The following is a 20667-nucleotide window of genomic DNA, read 5'->3' as shown; positions in this document are numbered from 1 at the left end:
GGACACGCCCTGCGGGCCGCTGAAGGTCGCCGGTGATCCGGTCAGGCGTGCGCGGGTGCCGCGGGGGCCGGGGTGCCGCCGTGGCCGTCGTCGGCCTTCTTGCCGCGCTTCCGTCCGATCCAGATCACGATGTTCCGGATCATCACGTAGAAGACCGGCGTCAGGAACAGGCCGAAGAAGGTCGCGCCGATCATTCCGAAGAACACCGCCGTGCCGAGCGCCTGACGCATCTCGGCGCCGGGGCCGGTGGCGATCACCAGCGGCAGCACGCCGAGGATGAAGGCGAAGGCGGTCATCAGGATCGGGCGCAGGCGCAGGCGGCAGGCCTGGATCGCGGCGGCGACCGGGCCCTTGTGCTCGGCCTCCTCGATGTCGTGCGCGAACTCGACGATCAGGATGGCGTTCTTGGCGGCCAGGCCGATCAGCACGATCAACCCGATCTGGGTCAGGATGTTGTTGTCCTGGCCCCGCAACTGCACGCCGAAGAGCGCGGCGAGCACGCCCGTCGGCACCACCATCAGGATCGAGATCGGCAGCGCCCAGCTCTCGTACTGGGCGGCGAGCACCAGGAAGACCAGCAGGATGCCGAGCGCGAACACGTAGACCGCCGTGTTGCCGGTGGCCTTCTGCTGGTAGGCGATCTCGGTCCAGTCGTAGGCGTAGCCTTCCGGCAGCGCCTTGGCCGCGATCTGCTCCATGGCAGTCAGCGCCTGGCCGGTCGAGACGCCGGGCTTGGCCACGCCCTGCACCGGCACCGAATAGTACAGGTTGAACCGCTGCACGATCTGCGGGCCGGCCACGGTGCGCAGCGAGGCGAGCGTCCCCAGCGGCACCAGGGCGCCGGTGGAGGAGCGGACCTTGATCTGCGAGATGTCCTGCTGCGAGGTCCGGTAGGCGGCGTCCGATTGCAGGCGCACCTGGTAGATGCGGCCCAGCGTGTTGAAGTCGTTGACGTAGGCGCCGCCGAGGTCCGCCTGGACCGAGGCGAAGACGTTGGCCAGCGGCACGTTAAGCATCCGGGCGATCGTGCGGTCGATGTCGAGGTAGAGCTGCGGCGTGTCGTTGCCGAAGGTGGTGAACACCCGCTGCACGTCGCTGCTCTGGTTGGCCTGGCCGATCAGCTCGCCGGCGGCCGCCAGCAGCGGGCCGGTCTGCGAGGATTGCCGGCTCTCGATCTGCATCTTGAAGCCGCCGCCGTTGCCGAGGCCGCGGACCGGCGGCGGCGGGATGACGATGACCCGCGCCTCCTGGATGTTGGCGGTGGCCTTCAGCACGTCGCCGGTGATGACGGCCGCGCTGCGCCCGTGGACCGCCCGCTCCTTGGCGCCGGCCAGCGTGATGAACATCACGCCGGAGTTGGTGGTGTTGGTGAAGGTCGCGCCGTCGAAGCCGGCGATGATGACCGTGTTGGTCACGCCGTCGATCTTGCGCGCCTCCGCCGCCGCCCGATTCACCACCGCGGTGGTGCGGTCGAGCGAGGCGCCCGCCGGCAGCTGGACCACGCCGATCAGGTAGCCCTGGTCCTGGTCGGGGATGAAGCCCGTCGGCGTCGTCTGCACGAGGTGGATCGTGCCGAAGATGACGAAGCCGTAGAACACCATCACCGCGACGATGCCGACGGTGTAGCCGGTGAGCAGGCCGACGATCCGGGCGTAGCCGTTCGAGAGCGCCTCGAAGCCGCGGTTGAACAGGTCCGCGAGCCACGCGATGAACCGCGTCAGGAAGAACTTCGGCTTCTTGCGGGCGTGGTGGGGCACCAGCAGCAGCTTGCAGAGCGCCGGCGACAGGGTCAGCGAGTTGAAGGCCGAGATGATCGTCGAGGCGGCGATCGTCAGCGCGAACTGCTTGTAGAACTGGCCCGAGATGCCGGGGATGAACGCCGTCGGGATGAACACCGCGGCCAGCACCAGCGCGATGGCGACGACGGCCGAGCCGACCTCGTCCATGGTCTTGTGCGCGGCCTCGCCCGGCGAGAGCCCCTCCTCCATGTTGCGCTCGACGTTCTCGACCACGACGATCGCGTCGTCGACGACGATGCCGATGGCGAGCACCAGCCCGAACAGGGTGAGGTTGTTCAGCGAGAAGCCGAAGGCCGACATCGCCGCGAAGGTGCCGACGAGCGACACGGGAATCGCGATCACCGGGATCAGCGCCGTGCGCCAGCTCTGGAGGAACACCAGGATCACGATCACCACGAGGCCGACCGCCTCGAAGAGGGTCTTGTAGACCTCCTGGATCGATTCCTCGATGAACTCGGTCGGGTTGTAGGCGATGCGGTACTCGACGTCGGGCGGGAAGTTCTTCTTGAGGTTCTCCATCACCTTCTTGACGGAGGCCGCCGCGTCCAGCGCGTTGGTGCCCGGGCGCTGGAACGCGCCGATGCCCACCGCCGGCGTGGCGTTCAGGAAGGAGTTCGTGGTGTAGTCCTTCTGGCCCATCTCGGTGCGGGCCACGTCCTTCACCCGCACGAGGCGGCCGTTGGTGGCCTTCACGATGACGTCGGCGAACTCCTCCGGCGTCTGGAAGCGGCCTTGCGACTGCACCACGAGCTGGAACGCCTCGCCGGTCTTGGCCGGCGGCGCGTTGAGGGCGCCGGCGGCGACCTGCACGTTCTGCTCCTGCAGCGCCGCGGTCACGTCGGTGGTGGAGAGGCCGTAGGCGGCGAGCTTGTTCGGGTCGAGCCAGATGCGCTCGGCGTACTCGTTGCCGCCGAAGATGGTGATGTCGCCGACGCCGTCGAGGCGAAGCATCTCGTCGCGAATGTTCAGGTAGATATAGTTGGCCAGATAGTTCTGGTCATAGGTCTTGTTCGGCGAAAGCAAGTGCACGACCAGCATCAGGTCGGGCGATGCTTTACGCACGGTGACGCCGAGGTTGCGCACGTCAGGCGGCAGGCGCGGCTGTGCCACCGAGAGCCGGTTCTGCACCAGCACGTTGGCGATATCGAGGTTGGTGCCGACCTTGAAGGTGACGGTCAGCAGCATGTTGCCGTCGTTGGTGGACAACGACGTCATGTAGAGCATGTTGTCGACGCCGTTCACCTCCTGCTCGATCGGCGTCGCGATCGTCGCGGCCACCGTCTCGGCGTTGGCGCCGGGGAAGCTCGCGCGCACGGTCACCGTCGGCGGCACGATCTCGGGATATTGCGAGACCGGCAAGCTCTCGTAGGCGACGAAGCCGAGGAGCAGGAAGATGATCGACGTGACCGACGCGAAGATCGGCCGATCGACGAAGAAGTGGGCAAAACGCATCGGTCAAACCTCTGGGTCGCCGCCCCTCGCGGAGCCGGCCACCGGCGTCGTCGATGGCGCCGCACCGGTCGGGACCGGTGCCGCTCGTCGGCTCGAGACCGCCGGGCGGCCTCGGGTCTTGCTACGCCTCAGGTCTTGCGCGGCCTCAGGTCTTGTTAACCCTAGGTCTTGCTCGGCGGCAGCGTGGTCGATTCCGGCGTGACCTTGGCGCCGGGGCGCACGCGGGACGTGCCGTTGACCACGATGGTCTCGTCGCCCTTCAGCCCGTCGCGGATCACGCGGTAGCCGTCGACCTTCGGCCCGAGCTTCACGTCCCGGGAGCTCACCGTCCCATCCTCGGCGACGAGGTAGACGATGCGCTTGTCCTGGTTGGCGGCGACCGCCTCGTCCGGGATCAGGACGCCCTGGAAGGGCTTCGTCGCGGGCATCGAGACGATGCCGAACAGGCCCGGCTTGATGAAGCCGTCGGCGTTCTCGACCGTGGCGCGCAGGAGGATCGTGCCGGTCGCGTTGTCGACGCGGTTGTCGACGAAGTCGAGGGTGCCCTTGCGGGTCGGCTTGGCCTCGCCCGACAGCGCGATCAGGATCGGGACGCCCTTGCCGCGCTGGGTCTGGCCCATGCCGATGCCGAGCGAGCCCTGGTATTTCAGGAACGACTTCTCGTCGACGGTGAAGGAGAAGTAGATCGGATCGAGCGAGACGATGGTGGTCAGCATCGTCTGGTCGGTGATGACGATGTTGCCCTCGGTGACGAGGCGCTGGCTGATCCGCCCGTTGATCGGCGACTTCACTTCCGAGAAGTCGAAGTTCAGCTGGGCGTTGCGGAGCGCCGCCTCGGCGCTGTCCACGTCGGCCTGCGCCGTCTGCGAGGCCTGCCGGCGCTGGTCGGTGACCTGCTCGGAGATGTTGCCGCCCTTCGACAGGGTCTGCGCGCGCTCCAGGTCGGTCTGCGAGAATGACAGCCGGGCCTTGGCGGAGGTCAGCGAGGCCTGCGCCTGCTCCAGGGCCGCCTTGTACGGGCGCCGGTCGATGACGAAGAGCACGTCGCCCTTCTTCACCGTGGCGCCGTCGGTGAAGTTGATCTTCTCCAGGTAGCCGGTCACCCGCGCCCGGACCTCGACGAACTCGATCGGGTCGAAGCGGCCGGTATATTGGTCCTGCTCGATGATCTCGCGGACCACGGGCTTGGCGACCGTCACCTTCGGCGGCGGGCCGCCCGGCGCCTGGGCGCGGGCCTGCGGCGCGGAGAGCGCCGCGGCGATCACGATGAGGCTTGCGAGCCGACGCTTGTACATGGATGGTTCCCCAGCAGCCCGCCACCTATTCCCCGAAGCGCACACAGGTTGTGCGCCGCCGCACATGGCTTCGCCGCCGCGAGACGGACGACGCGCGCGGTGCGACGCTTCGACGGACCTACTCAATCGCTTCACCGGCCGCCAACCAGTCGCGGTAGCCGCCCTTGTAGTGTTCGCTCAAGGACAGCCCGGTCGCCTGCATCGCGTCGAGCGCGTGGACGGAGCGCACGCCCGAGCCGCAGGAGAAGACCGGGCGGCGCCCGTCCGCCTCGATCAGCGCGGCGACCGCCGTCGGGTCGAAGGTCGAGAGCGGGTGCATCACCGCGCCGGGGATGTGGCCGTTCTCGTATTCGTGCGGCTCGCGCACGTCGATCACCAGCATCGAACCGTCGGCGAGGCCCTGCTTGATCGCATCGCGGTCGAGGTCGACAACACGCATCGGTCGATTCCCTGGGAGAGAGGCCGGCTGCGCGGGCACCGGCGCGCGGGCTGACGCTTTCCCTTATTCGTCAGCCGCCCACGGCGCAACACGCGCCCCCCATCCAGGGCGTGGGCTGCGGATCAGAGTGCGGCCAGCAGCGCGTCGGCCTGCTCGAAATGCGCGGGCCAGCTCGGAGCGACGTAGCCGTCGAGGCGCCGCGCCAGAGCTTCGCGATGTTCGCCCCCCGGACGGCTCAAGTCCTCCACCGCCCGCCGCCAGCCGAGCCCGTCGAGGGGATCGAGGAAGTCGGCGAAGCCCGCGCCGATCTCGCGATGGACCACGATGTCGGAGGCGACCACCGGCACGCCGGAGGCTGCGGCCTCGACGATCGGGATGCCGTAGCCCTCGGTGAAGGAGGGCATCAGCAGGGCGGTGCAGCTGCGCGTCAGCGCGGCGAGGCCATGGGTCGAGAGGCCCGAGACCTCGACGACGTGCGGGCGGATCGACTCGCAGCGCTCCAGCAGGTCGACGACGTTCTCCGCCTCCCAACCGCGGCGCCCGACGAGCACGAGGCGGGGCGTGTTCGGGCCGTGCCGTTCGACGAGGTCGCGCCAGAGGTGCAGCAGCAGCAGGTGGTTCTTGCGCGGCTCGATGGTGCCGCAGACCAGGAAGGTCGGCCGGTCGGGCGCGAATCGCGGCCCTTCTTGCCCGAAGGCCGGCTCGACGCCGAGATGGCCGACCGCGAGCGGCGGCCGCCCGAACCCGTCGGCGGCAAGATGCGCCAGCGTCCGCTCGCCGGTGTCGGCCGAGTTCACGAGGATGGCGGCCGCGTGCCGCCCGATGGTCCGCATGCGCAGGCGGTGGCGTTCGGCCTCGCCCGGCCGGCCGTATTCGGGATGGGTGATCGGGATCAGGTCGTGGACGAAGAACACCGGCCGCACGTCGGCGCGGGTGTAGAGCCAGTCGAACCGCTCCGGCTTGTCGAGGCGCAGGTGCGAGGTGTGGAGATAGAGGCTGCCCTCGGGCAGGGCCGCCACCGGTGCGGCGCGAAAGATGCCGAGCACGGTCTCCGCCTGGATGCGGCGGCGACGGAGCGTGCTCGATCGCGCGGGGCCGCGCCCGGCGGCGACGTCCGCCGGCCGGCCGGCGAGCCGCGCCTCCAGGCGGCGGTAGATCGGGTCGGATTCGGCCGCCACGTCCTCGATCCACCCGGCCGCGACCGCCTCGACGATCCGGGACGCATGCGCCCGGTCGAGCACGCGCGGCCCGAGCCCGGTCGAGACCAGCCCGAAGCGCGGCCCCGCGCCCGCGAGCACGTGGCGGGCGTAGGCGAGGTCGACCCGGTCGATCCCCGACGGGCTCGCATGGCGCAGACGGGTGACGAGGCGGGTGAGGTCGAAGGCGATCGGCCGTGTGGTCATGATGCTCCGCTCGGCCGTCCGAGGCCGTGGCGGGTGTTAGCCGGCGGGCGGACGGAGGGCCAGCGGAGCCGGGTTCGAGGGCTGACGGATCGACGGTGCTCGGCGAAACGCCCGCCCCTCAATACGTCCAGCGCTGGGCCTTCGAGACCAGGAAGTCGCGGAACGCCTGGACGCGGGCGACGGTGCGCATCTCCTCGGCGTAGACGAGGTAGCTCTCCAGCGTCGGCATCTCGCTCTCGCGCAGCACCTGGACGAGGTGGTCGTCGCCGTCGACGGCGTAGTCCGGCAGGATGCCGATGCCGGCGCCGGTCTCCATCGCCCGCTGCAGCGCGCCGATGTTGTTGACGGTGAAGGCGACCGGGCGGCGCTCGCGGCCCTCGCGGCCGACGTTGGCGAGCCAGTGCGCGGCCAGCAGGTAGGACGGCTCGTTGCCGCCGAAGGAGACGAGCCGGTGCTCGTCGAGGTCCTCGACGGTCTTGGGCTCGCCGAAGCGCTTCACGTAATCCTGGCTGGCGAAGGCGTGGTAGTGCACCGTGAACAGCCGCCGCTGGATCAGGTCGGGCTGGGCCGGGCGGCGCATGCGGATGGCGACGTCCGCCTCGCGCATGGCGAGGTCGAGCTCCTCGTTGGTGAGGATCAGCTCGATCCGCACGTCCGGGTACAGGTCGAGGAACTCGGCGACGCGTTGCGCCAGCCAGGCGGTGCCGAGCCCGACGGTGGTGGTCACCTTGAGGTCGCCCGACGGCCGCTCGCTGGTCTCGACCAGGCGCGCGCGGGTGTTCTCCAGCCGCAGCTTCATGTCGCGCGCGGCGCGGAACAGCAGGTCGCCCTGTTCGGTCAGGATCAGCCCGCGGGCGTGCCGGTGGAACAGCGGCGCCTTCAGCTCGCGTTCCAGCGCGCTGATCTGGCGGCTGACCGCGGATTGGCTGAGGCCGATGTCGTCGCCGGCACGGGTGAAGCTGCCGGCCTCCGCCACGTTGAGGAAGATCCGGATCTTGTCCCAATCCACGGCGAGACTCCCTCACGCAAACCGACGGTGCCGGGACGCGCAGGCTCCGTCACGACGCCTGCCACTCATGCGTCCTGGGCATGGTCGCGCGCAAGGCGCGGCACAAAGAAAATGTTGACAGAACCGTCGAGCGGCTTCGATCCGCGCAGTCGTGCCCCGCCCGAATGCGGATTCGGGCGGTCGGATGGACGTCCGGCTACTCGGCGGCCGCCTGGACCGGGCTCTCGCCGATGTCGAGGTTGGCGAGGTACTTCTCCGCCTCCAGCGCGGCCATGCAGCCCATGCCGGCCGCAGTGATCGCCTGGCGGTAGACGTCGTCGGTGACGTCGCCGGCCGCGAACACGCCGGGGATCTCGGTCTCGGCGGTACCGGGGCGGACGCTGAGATAGCCGCCGTGGCGCATCGTCAGCTGCCCCTCGAACACCTCGGTCGCGGGCTTGTGGCCGATCGCGACGAACACGCCGTCGACCGGCACCTCGCTGGCCTCGCCGGTGCGGGTGTCCTTGAGGCGCAGGTGGGTCACCGACGGGGCGGGGCTGGTGGTGCCGCAGATCTCGTCGATCTCGCGGTTCCACAGCACCTCGACGTTCGGGTGCTTGAACAGGCGCTCCTGCAGGATGCGCTCGGCGCGGAACGCGTCGCGGCGATGGATCACCGTGACCTTCGAGGCGAGGTTGGCGAGGTAGAGCGCCTCCTCCACCGCGGTGTTGCCGCCGCCGACCACCGCCACCGGCTTGCCGCGGAAGAAGAAGCCGTCGCAGGTCGCGCAGGCCGAGACGCCGCCGCCCTGGAACTTGGCCTCGGAGGGCAGGCCGAGCCACTTCGCCTGCGCGCCGGTGGCGACGATCAGCGCGTCGCAGGAATAGGTCTCGCCCGAATCCGCCTCGAGCCGGAACGGGCGCACCTTGAGGTCGACCTTGGTGATGTACTCCGACAGGATCGTGGTGCCGACGTGCTCGGCCTGGAGCCGCATCTGCTCCATCAGCCACGGGCCCTGGATCGCCTCGGCGAAGCCCGGATAGTTCTCGACGTCGGTGGTGATCATCAGCTGGCCGCCGGGCTGGAAGCCCGAGATCATCAGCGGCTGGACCATGGCGCGGGCGGCGTAGATCGCGGCCGTGTAACCGGCCGGCCCCGAACCGACGATGATCAGCCTGGAATGGGTGTGGGCCATGGCGTCCTCTACTTCCTAGCTCTAGAGCATTTTCCGTGATCCCTGGATCACGGGGGGATGCTCCAACCTACTGTGTGGTCGCATTCTCTTCACGCGAGCCGGCATCCACCTCGCATGAAAATGCTCTAACCCAGGCGATCCTGCGTCACGCTCGCGCCGTGCGCCGCGCGGAAGGCGGCGTAGCCGTCGGCCAGCGCGCGCGCGATCACCGGCGTCGCGTCGATCGGCTTGTACGCGAGCGGCTCCAACCGCCCGGTAAACGGGCGCAACGCCCCGGCCATCGCCAGCCCGGCGAACATCCGCCGATGGCGGATATAGGTACGCGGCAGGTCGAACAGCAGCACCGGCGCGCCGGTGGAGACCGCCTCGCTGACCATGTTGGCCGAATCCGAGGTCACGACGATGGCGTCGGCCAAAGCCAGCATCGCGACGTAAGGGTTGTCGCCGCCGCCGTCCCAGAGGAAGCCGCCGGTCTCGGCGACGAGCGTGCGGATCGCGTCGCGCAGCGGATCGGGCGTGCGGCGCGAGACGGTGACCATCAGGCGGCAGCCGGAGCCGGCGAGCTTGCGCAGGTCGCCGACGAGGCGCTGCATGTCGAGGGCGCGATAGCTCAGGTGCCGGCTGTCGCCGCCGATCAGCACCGCGACGCGCGGCCCGTCCAGCGCCGACAGCCGCGGGTCCGGCCGGGCGCGGGCCGCCGCGATCCGCTCGGCGGTGACGAGGTGCGGCGCGGTGAGCGTGGTGAAGACGTTGGGGCCGCGCAGGTCGTCGTAGTCGGGCACCCAGATGAAGTCGGCGCTGTCGTGCCCGGTGCGCGGGTCCTTGAGGAAGGCGGTGAAGGTGCGGCCCGCCGCCGCCCGGCGCATCGCGCGGAGATACGGTACCGCGCGGCGCCCCGAGGCGATCAGGATGTCGGGATAGGGGCCGGCCAGCGCGCCGCGGCGGCGATACGGCCCCTGGCGCGGGTCGATCGGCCCCCACGGCGCCGTCCAGCCGAACGGGCCGTTCGCCGGCACGCGGCGGATCTCGTAGGACAGGCCGAGGGTTTCGGCGATGCCGACGCACTGGTTCTCGTCGCCGGCCTTGCCGTCGGTGACGATCCAGGCGCGGGCGCCGGCCAGGGCCGGGCTGGGAAGCGTCTCGCTGGGGGCGGCCACGTCAGTCGGCGGGCAGGTTGCGGACGAGCCAGTCGGCGTAGATGTCGGCGATGGCCGTGACGCGTCGGCGCTCGGATTGCGGATCGTACCAGGCCCCGCCGAAGCTCGACGGGGTCGCCGTGAGCTGCGGGTGGCGGCCGAGCACCGCGCCGTCCCGGGCGACCAACAGGGCCTCGCCGTCGAGGTAGTCGTTCTGCGAGCCGCCGCCGAAGCCGGAGCGGCCGTTGGTGCCGCCGCCGGCATAGGGCCGCAGCGAGAAGCCGCGCACCAGCACCACGAGGCTGGGGCCGCGACCGCCGAGGCGGCCCGCGAAGCGGCTGCGCAGGGCCGCGGTCAGGTCCGCACGCAGCGCCTCGGCCTGCGCGCCCGCACCGAGCGCCAGGAGCGGGCGAACGTCGACGCGCACGTCCGCGAAGCGCTCGCCGCGCAGGCTCGGGAAGTCATCGGCCCGGGCGGCGACGGCAAGCGCCGACGCGGCGAACGCCGAGAGGGCGAGCAGCCCGGCGATCCGGCGTCGCGCCATCCGCACCGGTCAGGCCCCGTACCGGATGCCGACGACCTCGTAGGACTTGCCGCCGCCGGGAGTCGTCACCTCGACGGAATCGCCGACGCCCTTGCCGATCAGCGCCCGCGCGATCGGCGAGGTGATCGAGACGCGGCCCGAATGCACGTCGGCCTCGGGTTCGCCGACGATCTGGTAGGTCTTCTCTTCTTCGGTGTCGTCGTCCAAGAGCTTCACGGTGGCGCCGAACTTGATCTTGTCGCCCGAGAGCTTGGTGACGTCGATGATCTCGGCGCGGGAGATCAGGCTCTCCAGCTCGAGCACGCGGCCCTCGTTGTGGGACTGCGCCTCCTTGGCGGCGTGGTACTCGGCGTTCTCGGAGAGGTCGCCGTGCGCGCGCGCTTCGGAGATCGCCGCGACGATGCGCGGACGCTCCACCTGCTGGCGGTGCTTCAGCTCCTCCTCCATGGCTGCGAAGCCACGCACCGTGATCGGAACCTTGTCTATCGCCATCGTCTCGCGCCACAATGAAGAGGCCCGGCCGGACGCGGCGATGCCGCGCCCTCCGGGCCAGATTCCAACAACCCGTCCGAACGCGTGTCCCGCGATCGGTTCGAAACGTCGTGTCGCCGCCCGGCTTCAGGCTGCGAAGTATTCCTGCAGGGCGCGGACCCGAAGATCGCCTTCGAGATAGGCCTGAATGCCCTCGGCCGCCGCCATCGCTCCCGCCAGAGTGGTGTAGTACGGCACCTTATGCAAGAGGGCCGCCCGGCGCAGCGAGCGCGAGTCCGACAGCGCACCCGCGCCCTCGGTGGTGTTCAGGACGAGCTGGATGTCGCCGTTCTTGATCGAGTCGACCACGTGCGGCCGGCCCTCCAGGACCTTGTTCACCCGGTCGCAGGCGACGCCGTTCACGACGAGGTAGCGCTGGGTGCCCCCGGTGGCCACGATCGAGAATCCGAGGCCGGCGAGTAGCCGGATCGAGGGCAGGATGCGGGCCTTGTCGCCGTCACGCACCGAGACGAACACGGTCCCCGAGCGCGGCACCTTGGTGCCGGAGCCGAGCTGGCTCTTGGCGAAGGCGACGCCGAAGCCGGCGTCCAACCCGATGACCTCGCCGGTGGAGCGCATCTCCGGCCCGAGCAGCACGTCGACGCCGGGGAAGCGCGCGAACGGGAACACCGCCTCCTTCACCGCGATGTGGTTCAGGACCTTCTTCTTCAGGCCGAACGTAGCCAGGGCCTCGCCGGCCATGACGCGGGCGGCAATCTTGGCGATCGGCTCGCCGATCACCTTGGCGACGAAGGGCACGGTGCGGGACGCGCGCGGGTTCACCTCCAGCACGTAGATCGCGCCGTCCTTGATCGCGTACTGCACGTTCATCAGGCCGCCGACCTTCAGCGCAAGCGCCATCGCCTTGGTCTGGCGCTCGAGCTCGGCGATGGTCTCGGGCGAGAGCGAGCGCGAGGGCAGCGAGCAGGCCGAATCGCCGGAATGGATGCCGGCCTCCTCGATGTGCTCCATGATGCCGGCGATGAACACGTCGGTGCCGTCGCAGACCGCGTCCACGTCGATCTCGACCGCGTCCGACAGGTAGCGGTCGAACAGCAGCGGGTTCTTGCCGAGCACCGTGTTGATCTGGCCGGTCTTGTCGTTCGGGTAGCGCGACTTGACCTCGGACGGGATCAGGCTCGGCAGCGTGTCGAGCAGGTAGTCGGCGAACTGCGTCTCGTCGCGGATGATCGCCATGGCGCGGCCGCCGAGCACGTAGCTCGGCCGCACCACGAAGGGCAGGCCGAGGTCGGCGGCGACCATCCGGCCCTGCTCGACCGAGTAGGCGATGCCGTTCTTGGGCTGCTTCATCCCGAGCTTGTCGAGGAGCCGCTTGAACTGGTCGCGGTCCTCGGCGAGGTCGATCGCGTCCGGCGAGGTGCCGAGGATCGGCACGCCGGCGGCTTCGAGCGCGCGGGCGAGCTTCAGCGGGGTCTGGCCGCCGAACTGCACGATGACGCCGTGGAGCGTCCCGTTCTGCCGCTCGGTCTCGATGATCTCGAGCACGTCCTCCTGCGTCAGCGGCTCGAAGTAGAGCCGGTCGGAGGTGTCGTAGTCGGTCGAGACCGTTTCCGGGTTGCAGTTGACCATGATGGTCTCGTAGCCGGCCTCCGACAGCGCATAGCAGGCGTGGCAGCAGCAATAGTCGAACTCGATGCCCTGGCCGATCCGGTTCGGGCCGCCGCCGAGGATGATGACCTTCTTCGCGTCCGTCGGCCGGGCCTCGTCGGCGACCTCGCCGGCGAAGGGGGCGACGTAGGTCGAATACATGTAGGCGGTCGGCGCCTTGAACTCGGCGGCGCAGGTGTCGATGCGCTTGTAGACCGGCCGCACCTTCAGGGCGTGGCGCGCCTCGCGCACCGCCGGCTCGTCGGTGCCGGCGAGCACCGCGAGGCGGGCGTCGGAGAAGCCGGCGGCCTTGAGCTGGCGGAACGCGCCCGGCGTCGTCGGCAGGCCGTGCGCCTTCACCCGGTTCTCCAGGTCGATGATGCCCTGCAGCTGCTCCAGGAACCACGGGTCGATCTTGCACGAGGCGTGGACCTCGGCGTGGCTGATGCCGAGGCGGAGCGCCTGCGCGACGTTGAGCAGCCGGTCCGGCGTCGGCGTGCCGATGGCAGCCTTGATCGCGTTGTGGTCGTCGCCCTTGCCCAGCCCCTCGATCTCGATCTCGTCGAGCCCGGTCAGCCCGGTCTCGAGCGAGCGAAGCGCCTTCTGCAGCGACTCGGCGAAGCATCGGCCGATCGCCATGGCCTCGCCCACCGATTTCATCGCGGTGGTGAGCGTCGGCTCGGCGCCGGGGAATTTTTCGAACGCGAACCGGGGGATCTTGGTGACGACGTAGTCGATCGTCGGCTCGAACGAGGCCGGGGTCGCGCCGCCGGTGATGTCGTTGGCGATCTCGTCCAGGGTGTAGCCGACGGCGAGCTTGGCCGCGACCTTGGCGATCGGGAAGCCGGTGGCCTTCGAGGCGAGCGCGGAAGAGCGCGAGACGCGCGGGTTCATCTCGATGACGATCATCCGGCCGGTGGCCGGGTCGATGGCGAACTGCACGTTCGAACCGCCGGTCTCGACGCCGATCTCGCGGAGCACCGCGAGCGAGGCGTCGCGCATCACCTGGTATTCCTTGTCGGTCAGCGTCAGCGCCGGCGCGACGGTGATGGAATCGCCGGTGTGGACGCCCATCGGGTCGATGTTCTCGATCGAGCAGACGATGATGCAGTTGTCGTTCTTATCCCGAACGACCTCCATCTCGTATTCCTTCCAGCCGAGCACCGATTCCTCGATCAGCACCTCGTTGGTCGGCGAGGCGTCGATGCCGCGCTCGACGATGTCGAGGAACTCCTCGCGGTTGTAGGCGATGCCGCCGCCGGTGCCGCCCATGGTGAAGGACGGCCGGATGATCGCCGGCAGGCCGACCTCGGCGAGCGCGATCAGCGCCTGGCCGAGCGCATGCTCGATGTAGCGCTTGCGCCGGTCGCCCTCGCCCGCATGCCAGGTCTTCTCGAAGGCGGCGACCGCAGCGTCCCGCTCCGCGCCCGCGGGCCATTGGCCCTCGATGCGGGCGATCTCGGCGAGGCGCTTGTCGCGGTCGGCCTTCTTCGGGGCGGAGGCGTTGGCGAGCTCGGACTTGGGCGTCTCCAGCCCGATCTTCGTCATCGCGTCGCGGAAGAGGTGCCGGTCCTCAGCCTTGTCGATGGCCTCGGCCGTCGCGCCGATCATCTGGACGCCGTACTTCTCCAGCACGCCCATGCGCTGCAACGAGAGCGCGCAGTTCAACGCGGTCTGCCCGCCCATGGTCGGCAGGATCGCATCCGGCCGTTCCTTCTCGATGATCTTGGCGACGATCTCGGGGGTGATCGGCTCGACGTAGGTCGCGTCCGCCATGTCCGGGTCGGTCATGATGGTCGCGGGGTTCGAGTTCACCAGCACGATCCGGTAGCCCTCCTCGCGGAGCGCCTTGCAGGCCTGGGTGCCGGAATAGTCGAACTCGCAGGCCTGCCCGATGATGATCGGCCCCGCGCCGACGATGAGGATCGAGGAGATATCGGTGCGCTTCGGCATCGGACGCCTTCGGTACGGTCACGCGTGCCCGGCCGCGCAGCCCCGGTCTACGGGCGGCACGGATGGGCGCAGGCGGCGGGATTGTCGTTGAGGCCCGCGTCTACACGCAGCCGCAGGCGTTTGAAAGGGCGTGCGCACGCATGGTTGGCCCGTCCGCTTTCACAAGCGCTTCGGGCGGGTGCGTTTTCCACCTCCACCCCGGGGCGACCGGTCCTGCTGGGCGAGGCCTGCGAATCGACGGAACAGCCTCGCCGCCGTCATCCCGGGGCTGCGCAGCAGAGCCCGGGATCCAGAGCCGCCGAGGGAGACTGGTTCGGGCGCCACGGCGGTTCTGGAGATTCCGGGCTCGCCTACGGCGCCCCGGAATGACGGGTCCGGGGTTGTCTGACGTGAAAGGTGCGCGCGTGCGGCGGCCGAGAACGCCTTCGGCCCGCTCAGAGGCCGGCGTAGAGCGCGGCGACGGCGCGGTCGATCGAGAGGTAGAACACGCCGAAGGCAATCAGCGCCGCGACCGCGAACTCGACGGCGACGTTCGGCAGGGTCTGCGAGCGGCGGATCACCTCGCGGCCGAAGACCAGCGAGACCCAGGCCAGCGTCAGCAGCGCCGGCATCACGAAGAGGTAGGACACCGTGCTCTCGATGTGGTCGAGGCCGGAGGCGGGATCGAGGATCGCGCGGATGTTGCGCACCCACGGCGCGTAGCAGGCGGCGTAGAGCGTGGTCAGCCACGACAGGCCGACGGCGACCCCGAGGTGGAAGCTGAAGATGCGGTGCAAACGGGAGAAGTCGTCGCGCGCGTCGTCGAAAGTCATCCGTCAGCCCCGTTGGTCGGCAATCGGCCCGGCGACGACCGTTGGCGGATCGTCGTTAACAGGCGGTTGCCGTGGGATGCCGGCCGATCCTGTATTTTCTGTGACGCCGGGCTTCCGCTCGGCGCCACAATTGCGGCCGCCAGGCTAAAGACTCAGCCGATGCCTTCGAACAGGGCCGAGGAGATGTAGCGTTCGGCGAACGAGCACGCGATCGTGACGATGCGCTTACCCTTGAAATCCGGCCGGCTCGCCAGCTCCAGTGCCGCGGCCACGTTGCCGCCGGTGGAGATGCCGCCGGGGATGCCTTCGAGGCGGGCGAGCTCGCGGGCGGTCTCGAACGCCTGCTGGTTCGAGACGGTGATGACGCCGTCGACGATGGCGCGGTCGAGGTTGTCCGGGATGAAGCCGGCGCCGATGCCCTGGATCTTGTGGGGGCCGGGTTGGCCGCCGGAGATCACCGGCGAATCGGTCGGCTCCACCGCGAACACCTTCAGGTTCGGCAGGCGCGGCTTCAACACCGAGCCGACGCCGGTGATGGTGCCGCCGGTGCCGACGCCGGCCACGAACGCATCGAGCTGGCCGTCGGTGTCATTCCAGATCTCCTCCGCGGTGGTCTTGCGGTGGATCTCGGGGTTGGCCGGGTTCGAGAATTGCTGCGGCATCACCGAGCCGGGGATCTCGGAGAGCAGCTCCTCGGCCTTGGCGATGGCGCCCTTCATGCCCTGCGGCCCCGGCGTCAGCGCGAGCTCGGCGCCGAGGAAGGCCAGCATCTTGCGGCGCTCCAGCGACATCGTCTCGGGCATCACCAGGATCAGGCGGTAGCCGCGGGCGGCGGCCACGAACGCCAGCGCGATGCCGGTGTTGCCGGAGGTCGGCTCCACCAGGGTGCCGCCGGGCTTCAGCTTGCCCGAGGCCTCCAGCGCGTCGATCATGTTGACGCCGATGCGGTCCTTCACGCTGGCGATCGGGTTGAAGAACTCGAGCTTCAGCAGGATCTCGGCGTCGATGCCGCGCGCCTGCGGCAGGCGGTTCAGGCGCACGAGCGGCGTGTTGCCGATGGTCTCGGTGATCGAGCCGTAGACGCGGCCATGGCCGGGCTTGCGGTCTTGGGTGTCGGCGGATGCCATGGTCGCGAATCTCCGAAGGGACGCTCAGGTGACGGCGCGCCGGACCGCCCCCGACGGGGCGGGGCCGGGCGTTTCCGGAGCCGGGATATCGCGTGCGGCGGGCGGGGGCAATCGGGCCAAGTGCCGGACAGGGCGATCTTTTTCTCCCCCGCCGGCATGCCTCGCGGCGGCGTGGAAGATCCCGACTGCGCAGACGCCGATGCGGGGAAGATCGTTCTTCGCGCGCCGGGCGGTCGGGGCGACTCGTCAGCTTGCGCCGATCACCAGGAGGATGCCGAGCAGCGGCAGGGCGGCCGCGAGCCAGGCCGCACCGCGGTGGAAGCTCGGCGGCGCGACGTAGCGGGAGACGTCCTGCACGCCAGGGCGGAGCGCCGCCCGCCCGAAACCGACCTTCGCCATGCGCCGCCCCCGTCGTGAACCGGAGGGCAGAAGGCGCGAGGGCGTCTCAAGGCCGGGTGAATCCGGGCCCGGCGTCTCGCGGCGTGGTCAACGGGGCCTTAAACGGGGCCTCAGAGCGCGCGGTCGAACTTCAGCTCGCCGTTGGGGCTCTTGAGCACGAGCTGCGAGCCGACCATGTCCCACTGCGCGGTGGTACGGAGCGCCACGAAGTAGGCCTGCTCGGCCGCCTGGAGGCTCTTGTCGCAGGACTTCTTGGTGAGGGCGAGCGGGCCGACCGCGAGGTGCTGCTCCTTGAGCGGGAAGGCGGTCGCCGCGAAGGTGTTGCAGCCGCCGTAGCCGCGGGCGCGGTACTGCTTGTCGATGATGAAGCTCGGCCGGTCGGCGCCGCCGAACGGCTTGCCGTTGATGCTCACCGCCGTCCAGGTCGAATCGAGCGGGAACACCTTCTCGGTCTGCTTCGCGCCGGGGATGTACTGCTCTTTCTTCTCTTCGCCGCCGGGCCGGCGGTTGCCCTTGCCGAAGCCGCTCATCGAGGCCGCGCCCTGCGCCATCGTCTCGGTGGCCGTGGTCAGCGCCAGCGCACCGGCGGCGCAGGCCAGAGCGGCGATCAGCATCGGTTTCATGGTACGCCCCTTGTCCCGTTGTCCCGGTGCGCCACCCTCGAGCATCCTGAAGCTCGTGCATCCAGAAGCTCGTGGCGGCGCGCGGAAACGCCAATGCGATAGGATTTCAGCGCAATTGTGGTCAAGGCGACCGCGGGCGGGCTTTTGCCGGCATCCCACGCGAAGTTTGCCGGGCGCGCCGCGGGATTTCTGAAACGATCCGGGTTCCGCTCCGTTGTCACGCACCGGATCGATGGATGTGAGGAGAGTTCGGCGTGGCGGGATCTGACGAAGGTGGCCAGAGCGGCGCGGCCCCGAGGCCGATGAGCCCGGTCCAGTCGCGGGCGGCGCGCGGGTTGCTCGGATGGTCGGAAGCCGAGCTGGCCGGCAAGGCCGGGCTGGACGCCGGCTTCGTGCGCGACTTCGAGGCGGGCCACGGCGATCCGCCCTCGGGCCAGCTGGAGGTGCTGCGCAGCGCGCTGATGGCGGCCGGCGTCGCCTTCACCGAGGACGGCAGCTCCGGCGTGCGGCTCGGACCGGCTGGCGGCGAAGGCATCCGCGCCGACGCCCTGACCACCGAGAACGATCGCTGACGAAAACGATCGCTGAATGGGCGCCGGGCCCCGCCTCGGGGACCCGCGCGCCCGTGCCACCTCGCCCCCGCCCCGACGTCGGTTCAGGATCGTGGCCTTCGAATGCGCGAGCCAGGACGATGGCGGACCACAAGGCCGAACTCCGCGAGACCCTGCGCCAGATGGAGATCGCCACCGGCGAGGCGGCGGCCTCCTGCCTACCCGGGCTGCTCGCGCGCCTGCGCCGGCACGAGGCCGGGCTTCCGGGCCATCCGCTGATCCGCCCGTGGCGGCGCTGGCGCATCCGCCGCCTCGCCGGCGCCGTGGCGGAGGCGCGCTGGCACGTCGAGCAGGGGCGGCGCGCGCGCCTGGGCGGGCTGTCCGGCCGCGGCTGAGCCGGCCTTGCCGACAGGGCCGCCGCTCGTGCAAAGCGTTTCCGGTGCGCCGCACCATCCGGAGACCACGCCCGTGAACGAAGACAACCCGCGCCGGCCCGACCACGCGGTCGACCCGCTCTTCGTCGATCGCCGCTCGCCCCGCCTGTTCACCGGCGAGGCGGTGCCCGAGGCGGAGCTGATGCGGATGTTCGAGGCGGCGCGCTGGTCGCCCTCCTCCTACAATTCCCAGCCCTGGCGCTTCCTCTACGCCCTGCGCGACGACGCGCACTGGGAGACGTTCTTCGGCCTGATCCTGCCGGGCAACCAGAAATGGGTCGCCGGCACCGGCGCCCTGGTGTTCCTGGTCTCGAACGAGCGCATGAAGGTCGGCGACGAGCTCAAGCCGTCGGCGAGCCATTCCCTCGATGCGGGCGCGGCTTCGCTGGCCTTCCAGCTCCAGGCCAACCGCCAGGGCTGGCACGTCCACGGCATGGGCGGGTTCGACCGGGAGCGCGCGCCGGGTGTGCTCAACGTACCCGAGCACCACACCATCGAGGCCGCCTACGGCGTCGGCCGCGCGGTGGCGCCGGCCGAGCTCGACGCGGACCAGCGCGCCAAGGAGGCCCATAACGGCCGCCGGCCGATCACCGACTTCGTCTTCGCCGGCGGCTTCCCCGCCGACCGCGGCTAGGGGCGGGTGGACGCGTCCGGGCCGGGTTTCCGCTGGGACATCCCGGCCCGGTACAACGTCGGCGTCGACGTCTGCGACCGCTGGGGCGCGGCCGAGCCGGAGCGCCCGGCGATCCTCGAGGTCGCCGCCGACGGCGCGGTCGCGACCACGACCTTCGGGCGGCTGCGCACGGATTCGAACCGCCTCGCCGGGGCGCTCGCCGCCCACGGCGTCGCGCCCGGTGACCGCGTGGCGGTGCTGCTGCCGCAATCGGCCGCCGTGATGGTGGCGCACGCCGCCGCCTACAAGCTCGGCGCCGTCGCCCTGCCGCTGGCCGGCCTGTTCGGCCCGGAGGCCCTGGCCTACCGGCTGGACGATTCGGGCGCGCGCGCCTGCATCACCGACGCAGCGGGACTCGCCAAGCTCGACCCGATCCGCGGGCGGCTGCCCGACCTCGCGCTGCTGGTCTCGGTGGACGGCGCCGCGGGCGACGCGCTCAGTCTGGCCGACCTGCTCGCCGGCGCCAGGCCCGACTTCGCGGCCCGCGACACCGGCCCGGACGACCCGGCGCTGATGATCTACACCTCCGGCACCACCGGCCAGGCGAAGGGCGCCCTGCACGGGCACCGGGTGCTGCTCGGCCACATGCCCGGCTTCGACCGGATGCACGCCTTCCCGCCCCGCCCCGGCGACCTGATGTGGACGCCCTCGGACTGGGCCTGGGCCGGCGGCCTGCTCAACGTGCTGATGCCCTCGCTCCGCCACGGCGTGCCGGTGGTGGCGCGCGCCGCCCGCTTCGAGGCCGACGCCGCCTTCCGGCTGATCGAACGCCTGCGGATCACCAACGCCTTCCTGGCGCCGACCGCGCTGCGGATGCTGCGGACGATCGCAACGCCGCGGGAGCGCTACGACCTCTCGTCCCTGCGCAACGTCGCCTCGGCGGGCGAGGCGCTCGGCGCCGACACCTATCGCTGGGCGAAGGACGCCCTCGGGCTGTCCGTCGGCGAGGCCTACGGGCAGACCGAGTGCAATCTCGTGCTCTCGGCCGCGCCCGCGGAAGGGGTCGGGCGGGCGGGCTCGGCCGGCATGCCGGTGCCCGGCCACCGCGTCGCGATCCTGCGGCCCGACGGCAGCGAGGCCGGCGTGGACGAGCCGGGCGAGATCGCCGTCGCCCGCCCAGACCCGGTGATGTTCCTGCGCTACTGGAACCAGCCGGAGGCGACCGCGCGCAAGTTCTCCGGCGACTGGATGCTCACCGGCGACCAGGCACGACGCGACGCCGACGGCTACGTCCACTTCGTCGGCCGCGACGACGACCTCATCACCTCGGCCGCCTACCGGATCGGCCCGGCCGAGATCGAGGATTGCCTCTGCACCCACCCGGCGGTGGCGCTCGCCGCCGCGATCGGCAAGCCCGACCCGCTGCGCACCGAGATCGTGAAGGCCTTCGTCGTCCTGCGCCCGGGCCATGCCCCCTCGCCGGAGCTCGCCGACGCGATCCAGGCCTTCGTCCGCACCCGGCTCTCGGCCCACGAATACCCGCGCGAGATCGAATTCCGCGATCACCTGCCGATGACGACAACCGGCAAGATCATCCGCCGGGCGCTGCGCGACGCGGGGTGAAGCACCGGCTCGGTAGGCTCGGTCGGTCCATCTTCCGGGGAGCCCCCTCTCCCCGCGGGCGGGGAGAGGCCCGCAGGCACCTCGCCGTGCCTGCGGGAAGCGGAGGCGGAGCCGCAGCGGCGGTGAGGGGGAGGTGCCGGAC

General features: G+C 70.4%; 18 protein-coding genes. 4 read left to right on the top strand and 14 right to left on the bottom strand.

What is annotated here, in order from left to right; translation table 11 throughout:
- Positions 1-41: 41 nt before the first annotated feature.
- From FV229_RS02145 to FV229_RS02085, 14 genes are all read right to left on the bottom strand, one after another.
- Positions 42-3251 carry a multidrug efflux RND transporter permease subunit gene (locus FV229_RS02145; RefSeq protein WP_147750359.1) on the bottom strand — a complete coding sequence of 1070 codons (3210 nt, stop codon included), beginning with the start codon at positions 3249-3251 and terminating at the stop codon, positions 42-44.
- A 161-nt stretch (positions 3252-3412) separates the two neighbouring features.
- Positions 3413-4546: an efflux RND transporter periplasmic adaptor subunit gene (locus FV229_RS02140; protein ID WP_147750358.1), complete on the bottom strand. Its 1134-nt coding sequence runs from the start codon at positions 4544-4546 to the stop codon at positions 3413-3415.
- A 118-nt stretch (positions 4547-4664) separates the two neighbouring features.
- The gene (locus tag FV229_RS02135; protein WP_147750357.1) at positions 4665-4985 is read right to left on the bottom strand and encodes a rhodanese-like domain-containing protein; all 321 of its coding nucleotides are present in this window, start codon (positions 4983-4985) and stop codon (positions 4665-4667) included.
- 122 nt (positions 4986-5107) lie between these two features.
- A complete protein-coding gene (locus FV229_RS02130; protein ID WP_147750356.1) occupies positions 5108-6388 on the bottom strand; it encodes a glycosyltransferase family 1 protein in 1281 nt (426 codons plus the stop codon).
- Between the two features lie 118 nt (positions 6389-6506).
- Positions 6507-7397, bottom strand: coding sequence for a LysR family transcriptional regulator (locus FV229_RS02125; RefSeq protein ID WP_147750355.1), 891 nt, complete (start codon positions 7395-7397; stop codon positions 6507-6509).
- Positions 7398-7593: 196 nt separating this feature from the next.
- Positions 7594-8571, bottom strand: coding sequence for a thioredoxin-disulfide reductase (gene trxB / locus FV229_RS02120; RefSeq protein WP_147750354.1), 978 nt, complete (start codon positions 8569-8571; stop codon positions 7594-7596).
- Between the two features lie 125 nt (positions 8572-8696).
- Complete coding sequence (locus FV229_RS02115) at positions 8697-9728, bottom strand: mitochondrial fission ELM1 family protein (RefSeq protein WP_147750353.1); 1032 nt, start codon at positions 9726-9728, stop codon at positions 8697-8699.
- A 1-nt stretch (position 9729) separates the two neighbouring features.
- Positions 9730-10251, bottom strand: a complete 522-nt coding sequence (locus FV229_RS02110; protein WP_147750352.1) for a hypothetical protein — start codon at positions 10249-10251, stop codon at positions 9730-9732.
- A 9-nt stretch (positions 10252-10260) separates the two neighbouring features.
- The gene (gene greA / locus FV229_RS02105) at positions 10261-10737 is read right to left on the bottom strand and encodes a transcription elongation factor GreA (protein ID WP_187273746.1); all 477 of its coding nucleotides are present in this window, start codon (positions 10735-10737) and stop codon (positions 10261-10263) included.
- A 132-nt stretch (positions 10738-10869) separates the two neighbouring features.
- On the bottom strand, positions 10870-14343 hold the full coding sequence (carB, locus tag FV229_RS02100) for a carbamoyl-phosphate synthase large subunit (protein WP_147750350.1): 3474 nt from the start codon (positions 14341-14343) through the stop codon (positions 10870-10872).
- Positions 14344-14777: 434 nt separating this feature from the next.
- Positions 14778-15155: a hypothetical protein gene (locus FV229_RS02095; RefSeq protein WP_147750349.1), complete on the bottom strand. Its 378-nt coding sequence runs from the start codon at positions 15153-15155 to the stop codon at positions 14778-14780.
- A gap of 152 nt (positions 15156-15307) precedes the next feature.
- Complete coding sequence (gene cysK / locus FV229_RS02090; protein WP_147750348.1) at positions 15308-16282, bottom strand: cysteine synthase A; 975 nt, start codon at positions 16280-16282, stop codon at positions 15308-15310.
- 246 nt (positions 16283-16528) lie between these two features.
- A complete protein-coding gene (locus tag FV229_RS27190) occupies positions 16529-16681 on the bottom strand; it encodes a hypothetical protein (RefSeq protein ID WP_187275034.1) in 153 nt (50 codons plus the stop codon).
- Between the two features lie 110 nt (positions 16682-16791).
- The gene (locus FV229_RS02085; RefSeq protein WP_147750347.1) at positions 16792-17304 is read right to left on the bottom strand and encodes an META domain-containing protein; all 513 of its coding nucleotides are present in this window, start codon (positions 17302-17304) and stop codon (positions 16792-16794) included.
- Between the two features lie 254 nt (positions 17305-17558).
- Between FV229_RS02085 and FV229_RS02080 the strand changes: the two genes are divergently transcribed.
- From FV229_RS02080 to FV229_RS02065, 4 genes are all read left to right on the top strand, one after another.
- Positions 17559-17876: a helix-turn-helix domain-containing protein gene (locus FV229_RS02080; RefSeq protein ID WP_238270225.1), complete on the top strand. Its 318-nt coding sequence runs from the start codon at positions 17559-17561 to the stop codon at positions 17874-17876.
- Between the two features lie 119 nt (positions 17877-17995).
- Positions 17996-18250, top strand: a complete 255-nt coding sequence (locus tag FV229_RS02075; RefSeq protein ID WP_147750346.1) for a hypothetical protein — start codon at positions 17996-17998, stop codon at positions 18248-18250.
- A gap of 73 nt (positions 18251-18323) precedes the next feature.
- Positions 18324-18923 carry a nitroreductase family protein gene (locus tag FV229_RS02070; RefSeq protein WP_147750345.1) on the top strand — a complete coding sequence of 200 codons (600 nt, stop codon included), beginning with the start codon at positions 18324-18326 and terminating at the stop codon, positions 18921-18923.
- Between the two features lie 6 nt (positions 18924-18929).
- Positions 18930-20525, top strand: a complete 1596-nt coding sequence (locus FV229_RS02065) for an AMP-binding protein (protein ID WP_147750344.1) — start codon at positions 18930-18932, stop codon at positions 20523-20525.
- Positions 20526-20667: the final 142 nt, after the last annotated feature.

The sequence above is a fragment of the Methylobacterium sp. WL120 genome (genome assembly GCF_008039465.1).
Lineage (GTDB): Bacteria > Pseudomonadota > Alphaproteobacteria > Rhizobiales > Beijerinckiaceae > Methylobacterium > Methylobacterium cerastii.
This window is presented reverse-complemented; position numbering and strand designations above follow the sequence as displayed.